Source organism: Neoakkermansia glycaniphila (genome assembly GCF_001683795.1).
GTDB lineage: Bacteria > Verrucomicrobiota > Verrucomicrobiia > Verrucomicrobiales > Akkermansiaceae > Akkermansia > Akkermansia glycaniphila.
The window spans coordinates 16904-34276 of sequence record NZ_LIGX01000041.1 but is presented as its reverse complement, the minus strand read 5'-3'; the positions used below and the strand labels follow the sequence as shown (position 1 = coordinate 34276).

Genomic DNA, 17373 nt, shown 5'->3' with positions numbered 1-17373 from the left:
GACATAATACATCTGCCGAACACGGCATGAGGACACAATAATATCGTCAACACGTAAGAGAAATCTTGAAACACTCGTATAAATATGAGAAAGTCTTACAGGTGCAGGGCAAACTGAGTGCTTTATAACTTTGCTCCGCCACGATGACTTTCCGACAGCAATAGAATAATTATCAGGTATGAACATGTCTCTCAATCCGGACCGCGCGACGCTCAATTTTCTCAACTCCTTTTCGGAGGATGTGCGCAACCTCGGCGAGAAACTGCAGAAAGACGGAGCAGTCACCCAAATCTTCGGCAACCACCTCTTCATACAAGGCCGAGTCGAATGCAGGGAAGGAACATTCCGCACCAGCCTCCGCCTCCAGGGAAACCGCTGGTTCGGCTCCTGCAACGCCGAAGATGCCGACCTCGCCGACGCCTGCATGTACGCCACCATGATGGAACGCATGTACCGCGGCACCAGCATGCCCGAATCGCCGAACGAACTCGACGAAACGCCCCTCATCGACATCCTTGAAGAAAAACTCGGCCGCGAACTCGACGACCGCGAAGCCGACTTCGTCACCAAACTTGAAAAGCGCTACCGCCGCTTCGCCATCGAGCAGGAAATCCACGACCACGACCTCGTGCGCCTCAACCCGCGCTGGGAAATCGTCTCCTACGACCCACTCGACCTCTGGTCCGTCCCGCCCAAAAACATCCTCGAATTCTGGAACTACATCGCTTACGCCTTCAACAAAAGGCGCCTGCCCATCCCGGAATTCATGGAAGTCGTCACCAACCTCGAAAAAGTGCAGAACCAGATCCGCGCATGGGAGCGCGAAAAGGAAGTCGGCACATGGTACGACCGCATCCAGTCCATCAACGAACGTCCGCCGCAGCCGCCGCGCCGTCCCATCCACATGCGCCTCGTCTCCACCATCAACGAGGCACACTTCGATTACCGCAACAACATCAAGGAAGAATGGATACCCATTCGCGACAAGTCCCTCCTTGACGGCCTCGTGGAAGAATACCGCCGCGGCGCCCTGAAAATGGACCCGCAGAGCGAACTCCTCCTCCTCCTCCTGGCGGAATATGCCGAAAAGGAAGGCACAGTCGCTCTCGACCTCGATCTGGAATCCGCCTGCTCTCTGATGAACAGGCTCTTCCACCAGCCCTCCCTCAAAGGCTACCTCGTCAACCTCGACGAATGCTACTTCAAAGTCGTATCCGACCCGCTTCGCTGGATCTGCATCGACGACCCCATCGAACCGGACTGCTTCGGCCTCCAGCTCGTCACCTCCGCCGGCGTCCACGTCTCGCATTCCGTACGCCAGCTCCCCGGACAGGTCGAACTCTACCAGTCCGACGAAACCGTCTTCCCCGGCCCGCCCCGCTGGCTGGAATGCACCGAAGTCGAACCGCGCTACTCCATCCCGAAAAGCGTCATCGACAGCCTCGACGGCGTCGAATTCCTGCGTAAAATCGGCGCATCCCTGCCCCCCAGCATGGAAGAACGCGTCGAAGACATCGAGCTGAAACCCACCTTCGCCATGAAAATCGTCCGCGGCCTCACCGCAGCGGACACCGAACACGTCCTCCTCGAAGTCACCGCGCAGGACGAACCCGGACGCCGCACCGAACGCCTCGGCAAAGACGGCTGGGAAATCACCCATCAGGCCTCCGTCCGCAACCGCGTCCTGCTTCGCTTCATTCGCGACAACCTTTATCCCATCCCCGACCTGCTTGAGGAAATGAACTTCACCTTCGACTCGCAGGTGGACGCCTTCAAATCCCGCATCACCAAGCAGTTCCCCGAAAAATTCGCCGATTGGGCCAAAGCCATCCCCGAAAGCATCAAAGTCGAAATGGACGAAGGCCTCCAATCCCTGCTGGCCGACCCCATCGCCGCGGCCATCCGCTTCGAAGTCGTCAACCAGGAAATCGACTGGTTCGACCTCCGCGTCGTCATCGACGTCGAAGGCGTCAAACTCAGCAAAGAACAGATCCGCTCCCTCGTCTCCGCACGCGGCGGCTACGTCCGCATGGAAGACGGCCGCTGGATGCGCCTCGAAATCAAACTCGACGACGACCAACGCGACGCCGTCACACGCCTCGGCCTCGACCCCTTCGACCTCTCCGGAGAAACGCACCGCATGCACGCCCTGCAGCTCGCCGACCCGCGCGCTGCAGAAGTATTCGACCCCAAAGCGTGGAAACGCATCAAGGAACGCACCGCCGAAATCAAAATCGACGTCAAACCCGACGTCCCCACCGACCTTCAGGCCACCCTGCGCCCCTACCAGATCGAAGGCTTCCACTTCCTCGCCTACCTGGCCGTCAACGGCTTCGGCGGCATCCTCGCGGACGACATGGGCTTGGGCAAAACCATCCAGTCCATCACCTACATCCTCTGGCTGCGCGAAGAATACGTACGCAACAACCAGAAAGGGCGTAAAAAAGTCCAAACACCGCCAGTCCTCATCGTCTGCCCGAAATCCGTGCTCGACGTCTGGGCCGGTGAAACGCAGAAATTCGCTCCGAACATCCGCGCCCTCGTCATCCGCAACAAAGACCAGGCCGTTGCCGAAACCATCATCGAAAACTTCGACATGGTCATCGTCAACTACGCCCAGCTCCGCGTCTGCGGCGACCAGCTCAACTCCATCAAATGGCTCACCGTCATCCTCGACGAAGGCCAGCAGATCAAAAACCCGGACTCCAAGGCAGCCAAGGCAGCGCGCGACATCTCCGCCTCCAACCGCCTCGTCCTCTCCGGCACGCCCATTGAAAACCGCCTCCTCGACATGTGGTCGCTCATGGCCTTCTCCATGCCCGGCGTCCTCGGATCGCGTGCCTACTTCAAAAAACGCTTCGACAAACGGAAAGACGCCCAGAGCCAGAACCGCCTTGCAGCCCGCCTCAAGCCCTTCCTGCTTCGCCGCACCAAGAGCCAGGTAGCCAAAGACCTCCCGCCGCGTACCGAAGAAGAAGTATACGCCAAAATGGAAGGCATCCAGCAGCAGCTCTACAAAGCCGAACTGCGCCGCATCCAGAAAGCCCTCCTCGGCGTCGACTCCGACGAATCCGTCAAGAAAAACAGCTTCGCCATCCTGCAGGGCCTCATGCGCCTCCGCCAGATATGCTGTCACCCCGGCCTCGTGGACGCCAAATACGCCAAGGAAGAAAGCGCCAAACTCAACGCCCTCTTCTACCTCCTCGACCAGCTTCGGGACGAAGGCCACAAAGTACTCGTCTTCTCACAATTCGTCTCCATGCTCGAAATCATCAAGGCACGGCTCGAAAGCGAATCCCGCCCGTTCAACTACCTCACCGGCCAGACCAAAGACCGAAAGAGCGAAATCGAACGCTTCCAGACCACCAAAGACCCATCCGTCTTCCTCCTCTCGCTCAAAGCGGGCGGCGCGGGCCTCAACCTCACCTCCGCCTCCTACGTCATCCTGTATGATCCGTGGTGGAACCCTGCCGTTGAAAGCCAGGCCATTGACCGAACGCACCGCATCGGCCAGAAAAACAAGGTCATCGCCTACCGCCTGCTCACCCGCGACTCCGTCGAAGAGAAAATCCGCGTCCTGCAACACCAGAAGAACCAGCTCGTCAGCAACGTACTCGGAGACGAAGGCTTCGCCTCCAGCCTCGACCTGAACGACCTCCAGTTCATCCTCTCCCACGGAGACGACGACGAAAACTGACACACCCCACCGGGCACCCGGTTTCAACAAGCGCATGGCAGCCTGCAAGATTGCCATGCGCTTTTGCGTATATACACACGTCGCACTTCACTCTCCGCATCATGGACACATCATCGCCCCAGCCTCCGGCACGCATCCTCGCCATCGACGCCCTCCGCGGCTTCGACATGTTCTTCCTCACGGGAGGCCTCGCCCTCGTCCTCGCCGCACTCGGCCTCATCTACGAACCGATGCCCGAATGGATCCGCTACCATGCCACCCATGTCGAATGGGAAGGCTTCGCCGCATGGGACCTCGTCATGCCCCTCTTCATCTTCATCGTCGGCGCCGCCGTCCCCTTCTCCATGGGCAAATATTCCGCGCCGGGCATGAGAAGCAAAGCCTACCTCCGCATCTTCCGGCGCGTTGCCATCCTCTTCCTGCTCGGCATGGTCGTCCAGGGAAGACTCCTCGGCTTCGAGCCGAAAAACATGGCCCTCTTCTGCAACACCCTCCAGGCCATCGCCGGCGGATATCTCATCGCATCCCTCTGCGTACTTCACCTCCGCCTGCGCGGCCAAATCGTCACCGCACTCCTCCTCCTCGCCTCATACTGGGCGCTCATGCGCTTCATGCCCTACGGCGACTCGCAGGCCGGACTCTTCCTCCCGCACGACAACCTCGCCCTCCACATCGACAAATACCTTCAAGGCAGCTGGCAGGACGGCACCAACTACAGCTGGATCCTCACCAACCTCTCCTTCGGAGCCACCGCCATGCTCGGAGCCCTCAGCGGCTACCTCCTCAAAACGCCCTGCCTCCCCGTCAAAAAACTCGCATGGCTGCTCGGCATCGGTGGAGCCCTCCTCCTTTCCGGCTGGGCCCTCAGCTACGACACCCCCATCATCAAACACATCTTCACCACCTCCATGGTCCTCTGGGCGGCCGGCTGGAGCTACCTCCTGCTGGCCCTCTTCTACCTCATTCTGGACATCGCCCGGCTCACATGGCTCGCCTTCCCCTTCATCGTCGTCGGCAGCAACGCCATCTTCGCGTACATGTGGATCGAAACCCCGCAATGCTCTCCCGAACACAACATCTCCCGGGCCCTCTTCGGCGGCCTCGCCCGCCAAAGCGGAGACTATGGCGCCTTCATCTTCCAGCTCGGCAACTACGCCCTCATCTGGAGCGTCCTTTACTTCCTGTATCGCAAAAAGACATTCATCAAAGTATAGATACTGGAAACCAACGCTCCGCGCACGAAAAAACATCCCGCCCCAGCCAACCGCCCTCCCTTCGGAGAGCGGGCTCCCGTTTTTTCCGGAAACCCCTTGAAAAATTTCCTTGACTTCACCTCCCGACAGGATAGAATCGTTCCGAGTTTCGTTACGAACTTTTTACTGTACAGTCTCAGCATATGAAAATCAGCTTCTCATTACTCTCCCTCCTCGCCGCATTCTGCTTCGTTGGTTGCAGCAGCAGCGACGACAGCGGCAACAACAAAAACAAGGAAGAGCTCAACGTAGCATGGACGAACCTCGTCGGAGGCGACATCTTCCAAATCTCCGGCGTTGCTGAAAACGGACAGACCGTCTACGTCACCATCACCATGCAGCCCAATGGCGACGGCCCCAACACCGAAACCTACGGCACATTCCGCGTCGACACGCCCGCCACGCAATCCGGCACGGGCCAATTCAGCTACACCCCCATCTTCGGCACCAACAAGGCTCAGATGGCCCTCGGCATCGCGGGCACCGACACCCCCGTCATCCGCACCGGCCTCAACGGCACGGACTCCAGCTCCACCAAGGCCACCATCGTCTGGGAAACCAAAACCACGGGCTACATGATCTTCGGCGAAGGCGGCATCCTGGAATCCCAGCCCTTCAGCAACCGCACCGCTCGCTTCAGCTATACGCGCATCTCCTCCACGAACACCTTCTAAAAAACCTCCGACCATGTTCAAGCAAATCTGCACCATCGCTACGGCCACTCTCGCCTGCATCGTCCTGACACAATGCGGAGGCGGCTCCGACGGAGGAAGCTCCGTTGCACCTTCCGTCTCGGCCGTCAAAAACGGCTATGTCTCCATCGCCATTGAAGCCGCTCTCGGCACCAACGGCGTCTATGGCTCCGGCGGCTTCATCCTCACCGGCACGACCAGCGGCTCCAGCGGCGTCATCCCCGACCTCGGCCGCAACATGTGCTACGGACAGGTCACCGACCTCAACAATGTCGCCCACGGCTTCGCTACTTTCGAATACTCGCGCGACTCCAACAACCAATCCACCATCATCATCTACGCGGTGGATGCGGCTCAAGAAGACTTCTGGGGCGGCATCTGGGGTGAAAACCCCAACGGCCTCACCAAGTACCAACCCATGTACGTCCTGAACTTCTCGACGTCCACCCAAGGCTCCTACCGCCTGAACTACGGCTCCTCCGCCGTCACATCCTACAGCGGCCGCTTCTGGTGCACCACGAACAACAGCGCCTCGTCCAACACGAACGCAGCGGCCAACAACAATAACAACAACTAACGCCGGTACTGCACCATATGCAGTAACCGCCCCTAGTCGCCGATTGCGGATTGGCACGCCAACATTCCTCCAGCATGAAAATCGCACACACACTCTTTGCCTGCTTCACCTGCGCCACATCCCTGACATTCAGCGGATGCGGAGGTTCCGATGCCAGCGCCGACCCGACCGTCCTGAATACATCGGCCTACCTGCCGATCGACTCTCCGCCTCAGGAAGTATTCGGCTCGTTCCTGTTCGGCACGGCTCATTTCGGCACTGACCAGGAATTTCTGGATCAGGATGCCGGAGCCTTGATCCAGGTCAATCCCGCAATCGTCAACTCGACGCCCGGAGGCGACTTCATCCCCTATATGAATGGAACGCCCGACCCCGACAGTCGTCTCGGTATTCCTCACGACCGGAATACTGATACGGATGAACGGGCCGCCCGCGACCAGAATGGAGTCTACCTCTTCCCGGGATTTCTCAATGGCCCGCCTGACAACTCATGGGAACCCGGTCAATCACCCGATAATGGCAACATCGTCGGCCCTCCGGGAACAGGCCAAAACGACGGAACCATCGGCAATCTCGGCTACTGGACCAACCGCATCGCCTATACTCCCGGTTCCTCGACTGCAACTCTGGAACTCGAATACACGCTGAACGGCTATTACATGGTCGAACTCCAGCAAGGCATATGGGGCTCCCACTGGGTCATCTTCGGTGCGCCCTACACCATTCGCCGCACCTACACGCTCATGTTCAAGGGTGTCAATGAAGCCGGAGAATACTACGGCTCCTACACCTGCAAATTGACCTACATGCGCAGCTGGAGGCACAACTCCACATCGGGCGTGAACATGAGCGGACAAACCGTCAGCACAACCCCTTCGGGCACCTTCACTTTCACCCCCGGCGCCAACTAAACCTCTCACGCACTGCCAAAAAATCATGCGCATGAACATGCACCGCATCACGCTGACCGGCCTTTTCTCCCTTCTCCTCGCATCCTGCGGAGGCGGAGGTGGAGGCGGATCCTCTTCCTCCAATCCGGACGTCGTCAATCCCGGCAACAACATCGCAGCCCCCACCGCTACGGCCGGCACCTACCACTGCGACTACGGCACAGACAGCTCCTACGTCTACATCGCCGGCAACGGCCATCTCGCCGCCAACGGCAAGGCCATCATCAACTTCAGCATGCCCAACGATCCGCAGGCCACCATCAATGATACGATCACTTGGGCCTGTCAGGAACACACCGGCGACATCTACGGCAAGTACAACACGGATCACCGTGCCGACCGGCTTCGCAACTTCTCCTACCGGACTACGGCCTCCAACGCCTATCTGGAAATCAACTACGATTCTACCGGCATGTATGTCACCGGAATCGGAGCTACGGGCACAGCACCGCCTCAGACCACTCCCGCAGGATTCAACTTCATCTACAGCTACGTCTTCACCTTCAACGGCATGTCGACAGATGCAGACGGACAGACAGTCTATACGGGCACCTACACCTGCCAGGTCTTCGTGAACAATGCCTTCAACGGTTCTCCCATGATGAGCCAGGGCACCTTCCGCTTCTACCCTCAGGTCAACTAACACCTACGCCGCATCCTCATGAAACCGCTTCACTGGCTCATCCCCTCCTTGGCGATTCTGGCTCTCTCCGCGTGTAGCAGCAGCAGTAACAGCAGCTCCACAAAAGACGAAATCAAAACCGCCATTGCCTGGCAGACGCTCAACAACGGCGACGAATTCCGCCTGAAAGGAACGGCATCCAACGGCCACACGGTCGACGTCACCTTCATCGTGCATGTGCTGCAAAACAACCGCGAAGAATACACATCCGGAGAATTCTCTGTCACCTATGCAGCCGTCAGCGGTGAAACCGTGGACAATTACGTCAACCCCGGAACCATCATCTACACGCCACGGCGCAATGCCAATACGGCCAACCTTGTTCTGAACATGGAGGAACAGGGCGGCGGCACATTCATCGCCACGCGCCAGGGCATGAACGCCACGCTCACCTGGGATCCGGGCATGACCACCGGCACCATCAACTTCAACGGGTTGGGCATCGTGGCCGGGGAAACGTTCACCAGTTCCAACGACGGAGCCTTGCAAAAAGTGCAGTTCGAATACAAACGGGCCACACCGGACTCCACACCGAGCCCGACCACAGCTCCCTGACAACGGCATATCCGGCACTCCGTCTGCCTGACGGCAACCGAACGCTTTCCTACCAAGCGCGGCTCTCTCCGGAAAAGCCGCGCTTCTTTCATTCACCATTCAACCATTCCGACAGCATGAATTCCTATCCCGCACTCTTCACTCTCACGGTTCTTTGCGGAACCGTCTCAGCCGCACCGGACACTCAGGCACCCCTGCACGATTCCTTCTCACCCGGCCAAATTTGGACGGACAACAACGGAGTCCACATCAACGCCCACGGAGGAGGCATCCTGTATGACCGCGGCACCTACTACTGGTACGGAGAACACAAAATCGAAGGCGATGCCGGCAACTACGCTCAGGTCGGCGTCCATTGCTACTCCTCAAAAGACCTCTACAACTGGAAAGACGAAGGAATCGCCCTGAAAGTCTCTGACGACGCCAAATCCCCCATCGTCAAAGGATGCATTCTCGAACGCCCCAAAGTCGTCTACAACAGCAAAACGGGCAAATACGTCATGTGGTTCCACCTCGAACTCAAGGGCAAGGGATACGGGGCAGCCTACGCAGGCACAGCCGTGGCGGACAAGCCGACGGGCCCCTTCACCTTCCTGCGCGCAGGACGCGTCAATGCCGGGCAATGGCCGGTCGACATGCAGAAGGAAAAGCGCACCCTTGCCGCCGAAGGCAGCATGCCCAAGCTCACTTCCAGCAGCTATCCGGAAGGGGCAGATCTCGCCGCTTTCTTCAAGCGCGATTTTCCCGGCGGCCAGATGAGCCGCGACATGACCATCTTTGTGGATGACGACGGCAAGGCATACCACATCTACTCCTCGGAGGAAAACGGCACCACGCACATCGCCCAGCTCACGGACGACTACACCGCCCACAACGGGCGCTTCGTCCGCGCCTTCCCCGGCAGGTTCATGGAAGCTCCCGCCGTCTTTAAGCATGAAGGCAAATACTACTTCATCGGCTCAGGATGCTCGGGCTGGTATCCAAATGCCGCCCGCAGCGCCGTAGCGGACAAAATCGAAGGCCCGTGGAAAGAACTCGGCAACCCCTGCACCGGTCCTCGTGCCGACAAAACGTTCGGCGGGCAAAGCACCTATATACTCCCTGTGCAGGGCAAACCCGGCACCTACATCTTCATGGCAGACATCTGGAAACCTCAGAACGCCATCGACGGCCGCTACATGTGGCTCCCCATCCGCTTCGAGGACGGGAAACCCAAACTCGAATGGAAGAACCGCTGGCAGCTCCCCTGACAATTTCCCTCTCCCCGGCGCAAAAAAACCGCAACCGCCGTCAAGCAGTTGCGGTTTTTGCTTGAAACATCTCCAAACGGGCGATTCCTCAGAAGCGGGACAGCACATCCTTCAGGATGCCCAGGCCCTGCATCAGCACATCCTCGGGAATCGTCAGCGCAGGAATCAGGCGCACCGTATCCGGCCCGGCAGGCACCGTCAGCAGACCCTCTTCGCGCAGCATATTGCTCACCACTCCGGCGGAAGTGCCACCTTCAGGCACATCGACAAGGCCGGCATTCAGGCCGATCCCCAACAAAAGCCCCAGTCCGCGCACGCCTTCCACCACAGGCAGATTCCATGAAAGAACCTCCTCGCGGATCTTGTCTCCGAGCCTGTTCGCACGCTCGGCCAGCCCGGCGCGCACGATCTCCGTCACCACCGCATGGGAAGTCGCACAGGCGAGCGGAGTACCTCCGAATGTCGAACCGTGGGAACCGGGCCCCATGATCGAGGAAAGCTCCGTTCCCTTGCCGTCGAACACCCGGTTGCTCACCCAGAACGCGCCCACGGGAAAACCGCCGCCCATCCCCTTAGCGCAGGACACGCAGTCCGGCTGCACATCGGGAGCCACGGCCTGCCAGCCCATCATCGTACCGCAACGAGCAAAACCGCACTGCACCTCGTCCATCATCAACAGAAGATCGTGCTCGCGGCACAACTCGGCAAGCCCGCGGAGAAACTCGGGTCTGCAGGGATTCACCCCGCCTTCGCCCTGCACTGCTTCGAGCATGATGGCTGCCGTCTCCTTGCCGATGGCAGCCTTCACCGCAGCCAGATCATTGAACGGCACGTGCTTGAACCCATGCAGCATCGGATCGAACTCCGCCTTGATCTTATCCTGCCCCGTAGCTGCCATCGAACCGAGCGTACGGCCGTGGAACGACTTCTGGAAGGTAATCACCTCATAGCGGGGCGAACCGTCTGCCGCTGGCCTCCTGTGGCCGAAACGCCGCGCCACCTTGATCATGCCGTCATTCGCCTCGGCGCCGCTGTTGGAGAAAAACACGCGCCCCGGCAGCTTGATGAAATCTCGGACAATCACCTCCGCAAGCTCGTTCTGCTGGGCAATGCCGTACAGATTGGAACAGTGCATGAGCGTCTTCGCCTGTCGGCAAAGCGCATCCGTCACTACGGGATTGCAGTGGCCGAGGGAGCATGTCGCAATCCCCGAACAGAAGTCCACATAGGACTTCCCGTCGCTGTCCCACATCAGGGAACCCTCACCCTTCACCATCGTGATGGGCGCGCGTCCGTATGTGGGAAGAACATACTGGTTATTCATGATCGTCAAGGCAGCGAGTGTACTCCCCGCCTCCGGCAAAGTCAATCACGATGCCGCAGCACAATGGAGCCTTTTGCCGCACCGGCCAGCACCGCTCAATACTCCTGCTTCGGATAGATGATCCAAAGCTTCTTGTCGAAAAGCGCAGGCACCACGACCACTCCATCCTTCGTCACGCAAAAATCGGCAGCACCGTTCATCTGCTTGCGCGTCACAGCCTCCACCTTCCCCGACTTCAAATCCATCTTGCACACCGCGCCCGGCTGGCGGCTCTTCCTGTTCCAATCGGAAAAATACAGGAACCCCTTATTCAGGGCCAGACCGCTGAACTTCCCCCGGTGTCCGCATACCTGCTCCACCTTTCCCGTCGCCGGATCAAGAGACAGAATACGGCCGTCCGCTACCTTCTCGCCGCTCCCGTACTCACAAACGAGCAACCGCTTCGCCCCATCATCCCACGTCAGCCCCTTCGGCCCGCGGAAAGGCTCGCTCGACTGCACTTCGGCAAATTTTCCCGTTGCGGGATTCACCTCGTAAATCCTGTTCTTCGTCTGGGAGGAAACGAACATCCGTTCACCCGCCCATGTCGCATCGTGCATCGACTCCACTCCGGCCTTCGACAAATCCGCCACCGTGGACACCTTGCCCGACTTCGTATCGACGCTCACGATACGACCGCGGTCCGCCGCATACAGCAGACCGCCATGCAGAGTCAGCGCCCTCGGGGAATGCAGAACACCCGGCTTCGTCACATTCCGGCGCACCGGAGCGCCGTTCTCGCACCCGGTCATCACAATCAAACCCTTCCCCTTCCGTCCGCTCACATCCAGCTTATCGCCCTGCGTGCCCATATATCCGACCTGCCGGGATTCGTCCACCACAATGCTCTCCACATACCCCGGAGTGTCGGCTTCGTAGTAAGTCGTCGGCACCTTTTGGGACTCGCATGCGGACAACAGAACAGCACAAACCGAAACGAGAAAACACTTACTCATTGCCCTGCAAAAATACCACGACGCCCCCCAAAACACAAGCGGCAAAAAGGACAGCGAACGGGAAACACGTCATCGCCGCCTTATATTCTCGACAAATACTTCACACAAAGGCATTGTCATGTCGCATTAAAGCCTATGACGTCCACCACCACGTTTTCCGAACTCGGCATCTGCCCCGAAATCCTCGAAGCCATCGAGGTCCTGGGCTTTGAAACTCCCTCCGCCATCCAGGCGCAGGCCATCCCGGCAGCCCTCTCCGGCTCCGATATCCTCGGCCTTTCCCACACCGGCTCCGGCAAAACGCTCGCCTTCTCCATCCCCGCGCTCGAGGCCATCGACCCCGGCGTTCGAGCCGTGCAGGTACTCTGCCTCTGCCCCACCCGCGAACTCGCCGTACAGATCTGCCGCGAAGTGGACAAACTCGCCCTCTTCCTCGACGGCGTCTCAGCCGTACCCATCTACGGCGGCGCCTCCTTCCGCCCGCAGCTTGATGCCCTCCAGCGCGGCGTCCAGTTCGTCGTCGGCACCCCCGGCCGCGTCATGGACCTCATGGAACAGGGAGCACTCCGCCTCGACGAACTCCGCATGCTCATCCTCGACGAAGCCGACCAGATGCTCGACATGGGCTTCCTCGAAGACATCGAACGCATCGCCTCCTCCCTGCCCGAGCAGAAGCAGACCCTCTTCTTCTCGGCCACCATGTCCCCGGCCATCCGCCACCTCCTTTCCCGCTTCACCGAATCTCCCGTCGAAGTCAACATCGAACGGCCCACTCTCACCGTACCCACCATCGAACAGCTCGTTTACGAAGTTGTCTTCTCCTCCCGCATCGAAGTCCTCAGCCGCCTCATGGAAATGGGCAAGGTCAAAATGGGCCTCGTCTTCGCCAACACCAAACGAGTCGTCGACGACATCGTGGACGGCCTCATGGCCCGCGGCTACGCCGTCGACCGCCTCCATGGCGACATGCCCCAGAACCTCCGCGAACGCGTCATGGACTCCTTCCGCCGCGGCAACCTCCGCATCCTCGTCGCCACCGACATCGCCGCCCGCGGCCTCGATGTGGACGATGTGGACGCCGTTGTCAACTTCGAACTCCCCCGCGACCCCGAAGACTACGTCCACCGCATCGGCCGCACCGCCCGCGCAGGGCGCAAAGGCAAGGCCATCTCCTTCATCGGCAGGCGCGACTTCTCCCTGCTCGGCCGCATCGAACGCTTCATCGGCACAAAAATGAACCGGGAAACCGTCATGACCGCCGAGCAGGTCGATCAAATGCGCAAGGAAGCCCTCGTGGATGACATCCTCGAACGCGTCAAAACAGGCAGCGGCCTGCCGGACGAAATGCGCGAAGTCGAACTTCCCGCCGAAGAACTCGTCGCGGCCATGTTCAGCCTCCTCGTCTCCCGCACCTCGCGGGAAATCCAGCCCATCCCCGAAGACAAGCCCTCCCGCTACTCCCGCCCCCGCCAGGCCGATACCGATGAACAGCCGGCCGGAGAAGAACGCTACGAAAAAGGCCACTCATGGGCAGGCATGGAAGACACCGTCACCCTCTTCATGAACGGCGGCAAAATGCTCGGCATCCGCCCCAAGGACATCGCCGGACTCCTCTACAACGAAGGCGGCGCACCCAAAGGCACCGTCGGCGACATCCGCATGTTCCCGAAACACTGCCTCATCGAAGTCGACCCCTCCGTCGCCGAACAGCTCAAGGAACGACTCTCCACCACCATGATCTGCGGCTACGAAGTCAACGTCCGCGAAGACAAAGGCAAACCCGCCGGAGACGCCGAATCCTTCCAGCGCCCCCGCAGCGGCTACCGCAAGGGCAACAGCTACCGCGACGGCGGAGGCTACGGTAACCGACGCGACCGTAACGACCGCGCACCCCGCACGCGTCGCGACCGCGGAGACGGCGGCGGATACAGCCGCCGCTACGGCAACTGACCCGGCATCCGAACATTCTCGACAAAACAACGCTCCATCCCTTGGCGGACGGAGCGTTTTTTCTTTTAACGGAGGCTCAACACCTGCTCCACCTCTACAAAACGCGGCATACCATTGTTACGACCGAATTTGACAAAATTGACCTTCATACCTGCCGCCATCAACTCCCGGATCACGCGAAGCCCAACCTCATCGTTCACTGACTTGAAATTGATAGCCACATCATAATACTTCTTGGTATCCAAGGCCTTCAACAGCTCGCGCACAGAAGAATACGCCTTGTCCCTGTACTTGAATACGCTGCCATAATCTTCCACCTCTACCGGATACTTGCCCGGCCTCTTCGGCCGGGGCTCAGATGCACGTTCCGTACGGACATCCTTCCCCCCTGCAACGGCAACGTCGGAACAAGACATGCCGAACACACAAAGCCAAACGAAAACCGTCTTCATACTTCTACAGTAGAAGCTTCATCTGCAGGAATCAAGACAAATCGGCACGGCGCACCATCCTGCTCACCGCCATGCGTCGCCGCAGGTCGTCTCCACCGGGATATGCCCCTTCCTGCCCAGATTATGCACCGCATACCAGCCGTCTTCGCGGAGCTGCGTCCTGGTCGTCCCCTTCTGGACTTCCGGCAAATCACTCTGCATCACGAAATGGACAATGCATACACAACCCGCCGCAGGGAACGAAGCAGGCAAATCCAGCATACACACCGTCCCGTCCGCCTGACGTACAACTCGGCACACACGGCTGCGCTTCATCAGATCCAGCATCCGCCGCACCTCCCGCGTCTTCAACCCCATGGATAAAGCATCAGCCTCATACCCCGGTTCACCGAAAGCTCCGTCCCGATAGAACGTCTCGCACCTCTTGCGCGGATCGGCCCCGGGCATCAACGGCTTGCGGGCAAACACACCCACCTGGGGATGGGCATCCATAAAATCCGACATCTCGCGAAACCTCTCCTCATTCCGGTCAAAAATCGCCGTAGCAAAAGCATGCGCTTCCTCACTGCTGCCGTTCGAAGACGAATTCATCCATGCCCAGACGCCCAGCAGCACCAGGCACCCAAGAACGAAAGTCATGCATCCGGCAATGATTCTGAACATAAAACAATCACGGCATCACACAACCGCCACGGTTCCGCACACGGTCTCCCGTGCAGGCGAAGCATGGCGGGAGGAAATCAATGCCAGCCAAGACCTACGGCCCTGCGCACGCGAGTCAGCACCTTGGCAGCCTCTTCACGAGCCCGTGCGGCGCCCTTGTCCAGCACATCCGTAATATGGGCCGGATCCTGCAGCAGGGCCTCCCTGCACTCGCGAGCCGGACGGAAATACTCCCAGTACGCCTCAAACAACTGCTTCTTGAACGTACCATACCCCACGCCGCCGGCAAGGTGTGCATCCACCATCGCCTGATACTCCGCTTCACCCGCGAACAGCCTGTACAGCTGCAACAGCACGGAACCCTCCACGGGCTTCGGATCTTCCAGCGGAGTCGAATCCGTCAGAATCTTCTTGTTCACCATCTTCAGCAGCGGCTTCTCTTCGCCGAAAATCGGCAGCGTATTGCCGTAGCTCTTACTCATCTTCTGCCCGTCCAGCCCCGGCACCACAGCCGTATTCTCGGCAATCAAAGCTTCGGGCAACTTGAACAGACCCTCGCCGAACGCATCGTTCATCTTCCCGGCGAGATCGCGCGTCACCTCCAGATGCTGCTTCTGATCCTTGCCCACAGGCACCAGATCGGAATCGTACAGCAGAATATCCGCCGCCATCAGCGCCGGATAGGCAAACAGCGCATGCTGAGGCTGGAACCCCTTGGCCACCTTATCCTTGTAGGAATGGCACCTTTCCAGCAGACCCATCGGGCACACCGTACTGAGAATCCATGCCAGCTCGTTCACCTCCGGCACGGCGGACTGCACGAACAGCACGGAATGTTCAGGATCAAGCCCGCAGGAAATGAAATCCAAGGCCAGATTGAACGTATTCTCCTGCAGAGCTTCTGCGCTCTCCATTGTCGTCATCGCGTGGTAATTCGCAATGAAATAGAAAGCCTCGCCCTGCGTCTGCAAACGAACCGCCGGTTCGATCGCGCCGAAATAATTGCCGATATGGAGCTTGCCGCTCGGCTGGAGTCCTGTCAGAATTCTCATGGTAACAAGTAGGTATGGAAATCAGTTCTGTGTTTTGGCCGCCGTCAGGTGCTCCTGTATCCTGGCCGGAGATTCGTTGCCGGTAAAGGAATACAGCAGCATCCCCTCGGAATAGACAAACGTCATCGGCACCTTCTCGATATGGAAACGGTTGCTATTCGCCAGCTGGGGAAAGGCATCCGCATCCACATACACCACCTGCAGCTGCCCCTGCGCGCTCTCGGCCACCTTCTTCAGCGAAGCCACCATCTCCTTGCTGTGCGGGCACCATTGCGGAGCCACGAAACTGAGCACCAGCGTACGCCCCGAAACGCCGAGAAGCTGATTGATATCCTCCCCAGCATATGCACTGAAAATCTTGAACTTGCGCGTACCGACCGAAGCCATGCCCTCCTCCGGCTCCTCCTCGCGGGAACTCCCCGCATCCGGCTTCAGCTCAATCGCCTGCACCTCGGGCCGCGGCGGCTCCTTCTTCTCGGACGTCGTATAACGGGCATTGCGATTCTCCGAATCGCCGCACCCGGCACAAAAAAGAGCACACAAACACAGGAGAGAACCCGGACGAAAACGCATGCCCGAATGATGAACAAACCGATTGAAAAAGAAAAGCGGGAAATGCGCCATGATACACCCCTTTCCGCTCATCCCTGCACCGATGGCGACCACGCCGCCGCACTCACGAAACACCCCGCAGCAAACACGGCCAGCAGCACGGCGAACACCATCTCGATACCGCGCGTATGCCTCACATAGCACGCCCTCAATACGGGAAACTGCAGCAGCCCCGACCACAGCATCCACCCGCAGGCGGCAGGCACCACCATCGCCAGCCCCATCACCCACGGGAACCAAGGCTCGTCATGGCGGCGCAACAGCGGAGTCGCCAGAGAAAGCAGAAAAAACGTCACCTTCGGATTCAGCACATTGCTCACCAGCCCATCGCGGAAAAACAAAGCCAGACTCTCCTTTGGCGCAGCTCCCTCCATCCCGGCATCCTGCGACACACCCCGGCGGGGATACACCTTCCAAGCAAGAAACAGCAACCAGCCCCCGGCAGCCGCACACACATACGGCGCATACGTCCAGTCCAGCAAGGCCGCCCCCAGCGAACACACCAGTGCCGCATGGAATACCAGCCCGGCACTGCATCCCAGCCCCACGGCAGCCCCTGCCCGAAAACCCCGCGAAAGAGCCGCACGGAACACCAGCGCTACATCCGGCCCCGGACTCAGCTGGGAAAAGATGAAAAACAGGGCAAACAGCAAAAGCTCCCAAACCATA

The 17373-nt window shown here is 59.2% G+C and carries 16 protein-coding genes; 9 read left to right on the top strand and 7 right to left on the bottom strand.

The genetic code is table 11. The features are described from left to right. Positions 1-178 precede the first annotated feature (178 nt). The 8 genes from AC781_RS12040 to AC781_RS12005 all read left to right on the top strand — a co-directional run bounded on the left by AC781_RS12040 (position 179) and on the right by AC781_RS12005 (position 9656). Positions 179-3697: a DEAD/DEAH box helicase gene (locus AC781_RS12040; RefSeq protein ID WP_067777717.1), complete on the top strand. Its 3519-nt coding sequence runs from the start codon at positions 179-181 to the stop codon at positions 3695-3697. A 101-nt stretch (positions 3698-3798) separates the two neighbouring features. Beyond that, positions 3799-4911, top strand: a complete 1113-nt coding sequence (locus tag AC781_RS12035; RefSeq protein WP_067777716.1) for an acyltransferase family protein — start codon at positions 3799-3801, stop codon at positions 4909-4911. Between the two features lie 182 nt (positions 4912-5093). Further along, positions 5094-5624, top strand: a complete 531-nt coding sequence (locus AC781_RS12030) for a hypothetical protein (protein ID WP_067777715.1) — start codon at positions 5094-5096, stop codon at positions 5622-5624. 13 nt (positions 5625-5637) lie between these two features. Further along, positions 5638-6219 (top strand): hypothetical protein, encoded by a 582-nt coding sequence (locus tag AC781_RS12025; RefSeq protein WP_067777714.1) that lies wholly within the window; start codon positions 5638-5640, stop codon positions 6217-6219. A 74-nt stretch (positions 6220-6293) separates the two neighbouring features. Beyond that, positions 6294-7130 carry a hypothetical protein gene (locus tag AC781_RS12020; RefSeq protein WP_067777713.1) on the top strand — a complete coding sequence of 279 codons (837 nt, stop codon included), beginning with the start codon at positions 6294-6296 and terminating at the stop codon, positions 7128-7130. A gap of 31 nt (positions 7131-7161) precedes the next feature. Then, positions 7162-7812, top strand: a complete 651-nt coding sequence (locus AC781_RS12015; RefSeq protein WP_141675908.1) for a hypothetical protein — start codon at positions 7162-7164, stop codon at positions 7810-7812. 18 nt (positions 7813-7830) lie between these two features. Beyond that, positions 7831-8406, top strand: coding sequence for a hypothetical protein (locus tag AC781_RS12010; protein ID WP_067777711.1), 576 nt, complete (start codon positions 7831-7833; stop codon positions 8404-8406). A 116-nt stretch (positions 8407-8522) separates the two neighbouring features. Further along, the gene (locus tag AC781_RS12005; protein ID WP_083077074.1) at positions 8523-9656 is read left to right on the top strand and encodes a glycoside hydrolase family 43 protein; all 1134 of its coding nucleotides are present in this window, start codon (positions 8523-8525) and stop codon (positions 9654-9656) included. A gap of 88 nt (positions 9657-9744) precedes the next feature. Here the strand turns inward: AC781_RS12005 and AC781_RS12000 are convergent, their stop codons facing one another. Beyond that, positions 9745-10980 carry an aspartate aminotransferase family protein gene (locus AC781_RS12000; protein WP_067777710.1) on the bottom strand — a complete coding sequence of 412 codons (1236 nt, stop codon included), beginning with the start codon at positions 10978-10980 and terminating at the stop codon, positions 9745-9747. A 95-nt stretch (positions 10981-11075) separates the two neighbouring features. After that, complete coding sequence (locus AC781_RS11995) at positions 11076-11975, bottom strand: NHL repeat-containing protein (protein WP_067777709.1); 900 nt, start codon at positions 11973-11975, stop codon at positions 11076-11078. Between the two features lie 135 nt (positions 11976-12110). Here AC781_RS11995 and AC781_RS11990 point away from each other — a divergent pair, with 135 nt between their 5' ends. Then, positions 12111-13925 (top strand): DEAD/DEAH box helicase, encoded by a 1815-nt coding sequence (locus AC781_RS11990; protein WP_067777708.1) that lies wholly within the window; start codon positions 12111-12113, stop codon positions 13923-13925. 65 nt (positions 13926-13990) lie between these two features. Here AC781_RS11990 and AC781_RS11985 read toward each other — a convergent pair whose 3' ends face one another. From AC781_RS11985 to AC781_RS11965, 5 genes are all read right to left on the bottom strand, one after another. Continuing rightward, positions 13991-14377 (bottom strand): hypothetical protein, encoded by a 387-nt coding sequence (locus AC781_RS11985; protein WP_067777707.1) that lies wholly within the window; start codon positions 14375-14377, stop codon positions 13991-13993. Between the two features lie 63 nt (positions 14378-14440). Continuing rightward, positions 14441-15016, bottom strand: a complete 576-nt coding sequence (locus tag AC781_RS11980; protein WP_071133406.1) for a hypothetical protein — start codon at positions 15014-15016, stop codon at positions 14441-14443. A gap of 101 nt (positions 15017-15117) precedes the next feature. Next, positions 15118-16092: a tryptophan--tRNA ligase gene (trpS, locus tag AC781_RS11975; protein ID WP_067777705.1), complete on the bottom strand. Its 975-nt coding sequence runs from the start codon at positions 16090-16092 to the stop codon at positions 15118-15120. A gap of 21 nt (positions 16093-16113) precedes the next feature. Then, on the bottom strand, positions 16114-16665 hold the full coding sequence (locus AC781_RS11970; RefSeq protein ID WP_176712526.1) for a thioredoxin domain-containing protein: 552 nt from the start codon (positions 16663-16665) through the stop codon (positions 16114-16116). A 68-nt stretch (positions 16666-16733) separates the two neighbouring features. Then, positions 16734-17372 (bottom strand): LysE family translocator, encoded by a 639-nt coding sequence (locus AC781_RS11965; RefSeq protein ID WP_067777703.1) that lies wholly within the window; start codon positions 17370-17372, stop codon positions 16734-16736. Position 17373: the final 1 nt, after the last annotated feature.

Excerpts from the sequence above, each read along its gene's own strand:
- AC781_RS11995 (WP_067777709.1), bottom strand. The coding sequence starts at position 11,975 with ATGAGTAAGTGTTTTCTCGTTTCGGTTTGTGCTGTTCTGTTGTCCGCA.
- AC781_RS12030 (WP_067777715.1), top strand. The coding sequence starts at position 5,094 with ATGAAAATCAGCTTCTCATTACTCTCCCTCCTCGCCGCATTCTGCTTC.
- AC781_RS12015 (WP_141675908.1), top strand. The coding sequence starts at position 7,162 with ATGAACATGCACCGCATCACGCTGACCGGCCTTTTCTCCCTTCTCCTC.
- AC781_RS12000 (WP_067777710.1), bottom strand. The coding sequence starts at position 10,980 with ATGAATAACCAGTATGTTCTTCCCACATACGGACGCGCGCCCATCACG.
- AC781_RS12020 (WP_067777713.1), top strand. The coding sequence starts at position 6,294 with ATGAAAATCGCACACACACTCTTTGCCTGCTTCACCTGCGCCACATCC.
- AC781_RS12040 (WP_067777717.1), top strand. The coding sequence starts at position 179 with ATGAACATGTCTCTCAATCCGGACCGCGCGACGCTCAATTTTCTCAAC.
- AC781_RS11970 (WP_176712526.1), bottom strand. The coding sequence starts at position 16,665 with ATGCGTTTTCGTCCGGGTTCTCTCCTGTGTTTGTGTGCTCTTTTTTGT.
- AC781_RS12010 (WP_067777711.1), top strand. The coding sequence starts at position 7,831 with ATGAAACCGCTTCACTGGCTCATCCCCTCCTTGGCGATTCTGGCTCTC.
- AC781_RS11985 (WP_067777707.1), bottom strand. The coding sequence starts at position 14,377 with ATGAAGACGGTTTTCGTTTGGCTTTGTGTGTTCGGCATGTCTTGTTCC.
- AC781_RS12005 (WP_083077074.1), top strand. The coding sequence starts at position 8,523 with ATGAATTCCTATCCCGCACTCTTCACTCTCACGGTTCTTTGCGGAACC.
- AC781_RS11980 (WP_071133406.1), bottom strand. The coding sequence starts at position 15,016 with ATGACTTTCGTTCTTGGGTGCCTGGTGCTGCTGGGCGTCTGGGCATGG.
- AC781_RS11965 (WP_067777703.1), bottom strand. The coding sequence starts at position 17,372 with ATGGTTTGGGAGCTTTTGCTGTTTGCCCTGTTTTTCATCTTTTCCCAG.
- AC781_RS11990 (WP_067777708.1), top strand. The coding sequence starts at position 12,111 with ATGACGTCCACCACCACGTTTTCCGAACTCGGCATCTGCCCCGAAATC.
- trpS (WP_067777705.1), bottom strand. The coding sequence starts at position 16,092 with ATGAGAATTCTGACAGGACTCCAGCCGAGCGGCAAGCTCCATATCGGC.
- AC781_RS12035 (WP_067777716.1), top strand. The coding sequence starts at position 3,799 with ATGGACACATCATCGCCCCAGCCTCCGGCACGCATCCTCGCCATCGAC.
- AC781_RS12025 (WP_067777714.1), top strand. The coding sequence starts at position 5,638 with ATGTTCAAGCAAATCTGCACCATCGCTACGGCCACTCTCGCCTGCATC.